Below are 3,617 nucleotides of genomic sequence, written 5' to 3'. Positions count from 1 at the left end.
GGGCCCCGGGCGGGGGCCCCGGGCGGCGGGTGGGGCCCCCCCCGGGGCCCAGCGGCATACCGGAGGGGCTGCTCCTCAGAGCTTGTCGAGACCCAGCTCGGCGTCGTCGAGACGGATCGCCTCGCCGCTGCCGGTGCCGAAGCCCGTGTAGTCGTAGGAGTCGTAGCTCGGCAGCGAGTACATCGCCGCCTTGGCCTCCTCGGTCGGCTCGACCGTGACGTCTCGGTATCGGGGCAGGCCCGTGCCGGCGGGGATGAGCTTGCCGAGGATGACGTTCTCCTTGAGGCCGAGCAGCGGATCGGACTTGGCCTCCATGGCCGCCTGCGTGAGCACCCGCGTGGTCTCCTGGAAGGAGGCTGCCGACAGCCACGACTCGGTCGCGAGCGAGGCCTTGGTGATCCCCATGAGCTCCGGGCGACCCGAGGCCGGCCTCCCGCCCTCGGACATGACCCGCAGATTCTCCGACTCGAACCGGCCCCGCTCGGCCAGCTCGCCCGGCAGGAGGTCGGCGTCGCCGGCCTCGATGATCGTCACGCGCCGCAGCATCTGACGGACGATGACCTCGATGTGCTTGTCGTGGATCGACACGCCCTGCTGACGGTACACCCGCTGGACCTCATCGACCAGGTGCGTCTGTGCGGCGCGGGGCCCGAGGATGCGAAGGACCTGCTTCGGGTCGATCGCGCCCTGGACGAGCATCGTGCCGACGACGACGTGGTCCTCGTCCTGCACGAGCAGGCGGGCGCGCTTGCTCACCGGGTAGGCGTGCTCGTCGGAGCCGTCGTCCGGGGTGAGCAGGATGCGACGTGCCTTGTCGGTGTCCTCGATCATCACCCGCCCGGTGGCCTCCGCTATCGGGGCGACACCCTTGGGGGTGCGCGCCTCGAAGAGCTCGACGACACGCGGCAGGCCCTGGGTGATGTCATCGGCCGCGGCCGCACCACCGGTGTGGAAGGTGCGCATCGTCAGCTGCGTGCCGGGCTCACCGATCGACTGGGCCGCGATGATGCCGACGGCCTCGCCGATGTCGACGAGCTTGCCGGTCGCGAGCGACCGCCCGTAGCAGAGGGCACAGGTGCCGACCTTGGAGTCGCAGGTGAGCACCGAACGGATGCGCACCTCGTCGACGCCGGCCGCGTAGAGCGCATCGATGACGACGTCTCCGAGGTCGATGCCGGCCACGGCGAGCGTCTCGCCGTCGACGACGACGTCCTCCGCCAACGTGCGAGCGTAGATCGAGGCCTCGACGACCTCGTTCAGGCTGCGCGTGCCGGTGATCTCGTTCGTCGAGGAGATCGGCAGCTTGAGGCCACGGTCGGTACCGCAGTCGTCCTCACGGATGATGACGTCCTGGCTCACGTCGACCAGACGTCGCGTCAGGTAGCCCGAGTCGGCCGTACGCAGCGCCGTGTCGGCCAGACCCTTACGAGCGCCGTGCGTCGAGATGAAGAACTCGAGCACCGTGAGGCCTTCACGGAAGTTCGCCTTGATCGGGCGCGGGATGATCTCGCCCTTCGGGTTGGCCATCAGGCCACGCATGCCGGCGATCTGACGGATCTGGAACCAGTTACCACCGGCGCCCGAGCTGACCATCCGGTAGATGGGGTTCGTGCGCGGGAAGTTGGTCTCCATCTCCTTGGCGACCTGGTTGCTCGCCTGCGTCCAGATCTCGACGAGCTCCTGGCGACGCTCGTCGTCGGTGATCAGACCGCGTTCGTACTGGGTCTGGACCTTGGCCGCCTTGGTCTCGTAGCCCTCGAGGATCTCCGTCTTGTTGTCCGGCGTGATGACGTCGGAGATGGCGACGGTGCAGCCCGAGCGGGTCGACCAGTGGAAACCGGCCTCCTTCAGGGCGTCGAGGGAAGCCGCGACCTGCACCTTGGAGTAGCGCTCGGCGAGGTCGTTGACGATGCCCGACAGGGTCTTGCGGTCGACGGGCGTGTTGATGAACGGGTAGTCCACCGGCAGGGTCTCGTTGAAGAGCGCGCGACCCAGGGTCGACTCGACCGTCAGGCTCGCGACGAGGCCGTCGGCACCGGGCTCGACGCCCTCGGGCAGCTCGAAGCCGGCCGGGGGAACGGTGTCCTCCAGGCGCAGCTTGATCGCCGAACCGAGCAGGATCTCGCCGCGGTCGAAGGCCATCCGGGCCTCGGCCGGGCTGCTGAACGCCCGACCCGCACCGATACCGCCGCCGTCGACGGCGTCGGTCATGTGGAAGATGCCGGTGATCATGTCCTGGGTGGGCATGGTCACGGGGCGACCGTCGGCCGGCTTGAGGATGTTGTTGCTGCTCAGCATGAGGATGCGGGCCTCAGCCTGCGCCTCCGCCGACAGCGGCACGTGCACGGCCATCTGGTCACCGTCGAAGTCGGCGTTGAAGGCCGAGCAGACGAGCGGGTGGATCTGGATGGCCTTGCCCTCGACGAGCTGCGGCTCGAACGCCTGGATACCCAGCCGGTGCAGCGTCGGTGCCCGGTTCAGCAGCACCGGGTGCTCGGTGATGACCTCTTCGAGGACGTCCCAGACGACCGGCTTGGACCGCTCGACCATCCGCTTGGCCGACTTGATGTTCTGGGCGTGGTCGAGGTCGACCAGGCGCTTCATGACGAACGGCTTGAACAGCTCGAGGGCCATCTGCTTGGGCAGGCCGCACTGGTGCAGCTGCAGCTGGGGGCCGACAACGATGACCGAGCGGCCGGAGTAGTCGACGCGCTTGCCGAGCAGGTTCTGGCGGAACCGGCCCTGCTTGCCCTTGAGCATGTCCGACAGCGACTTGAGCGGGCGGTTGCCGGGGCCCGTGACCGGCCGGCCACGACGGCCATTGTCGAAGAGGCTGTCGACGGCCTCCTGGAGCATCCGCTTCTCGTTGTTGACGATGATCTCCGGCGCGCCAAGGTCGAGCAGCCGCTTGAGACGGTTGTTGCGGTTGATCACCCGGCGGTAGAGATCGTTGAGGTCGGAGGTCGCGAAGCGGCCACCGTCGAGCTGCACCATCGGGCGCAGGTCCGGCGGGATGACCGGGACGGCGTCCAGGACCATCCCCGTCGGGTGGTTGGTCGTCGTCTGGAAGGCCGTGACGACCCGGAGCCGCTTGATGGCGCGGGTCTTCTTCTGGCCCCTGCCGGTGGCGATAACCTCCTGGAGCGTCTCGGCCTCGGCCTGCAGGTCGAAGGTCTCGAGACGCTTCTGGATCGCGGCGGCGCCCATGCCGCCTTCGAAGTACAGACCGAAGCGGTCGCGCATCTCGCGGTAGAGCAGCTCGTCGCCCTCGAGGTCCTGGACCTTGAGGTTCTTGAACCGGTCCCAGACCTGCTCGAGTCGTTCGACGAGCTGATCTGCACGCTTGCGGATCTGGTTCATCTCGCGCTCGGCGGAGTCGCGAACCTTGCGCCGCGCATCAGCACGGGCTCCCTCGGCCTCGAGCTCGGCGATGTCCTTCTCGAGCCGCTGAGCGCGGGCCTCGACGTCGGCGTCGCGGCGGTTCTCGAGCTCCTTCTTCTCGACCTCGATCTGCGCCTCGAGCGAGGGCAGGTCCTGGTGGCGCTGCCCTTCGTCGACCGATGTGATCATGTAGGCCGCGAAGTAGATGACCTTCTCGAGGTCCTTCGGGGCGAGGT

At 68.2% G+C, this 3,617-nt stretch carries 1 protein-coding gene; it reads right to left on the bottom strand.

What is annotated here, in order from left to right; all coding sequences use genetic code 11:
- Nucleotides 1-75: 75 nt before the first annotated feature.
- A partial coding sequence (locus L0H79_RS21415; RefSeq protein ID WP_301486747.1) for a DNA-directed RNA polymerase subunit beta' occupies nt 76-3,617 on the bottom strand: 3,542 nt, incomplete at its 5' end.

This window comes from Intrasporangium sp. (genome assembly GCF_030452765.1).
In the GTDB taxonomy this organism is placed as follows: domain Bacteria; phylum Actinomycetota; class Actinomycetes; order Actinomycetales; family Dermatophilaceae; genus Intrasporangium_A.
Note: the sequence above shows the minus strand (reverse complement) of the source record. Positions and strands in the feature narration are given on the sequence as shown.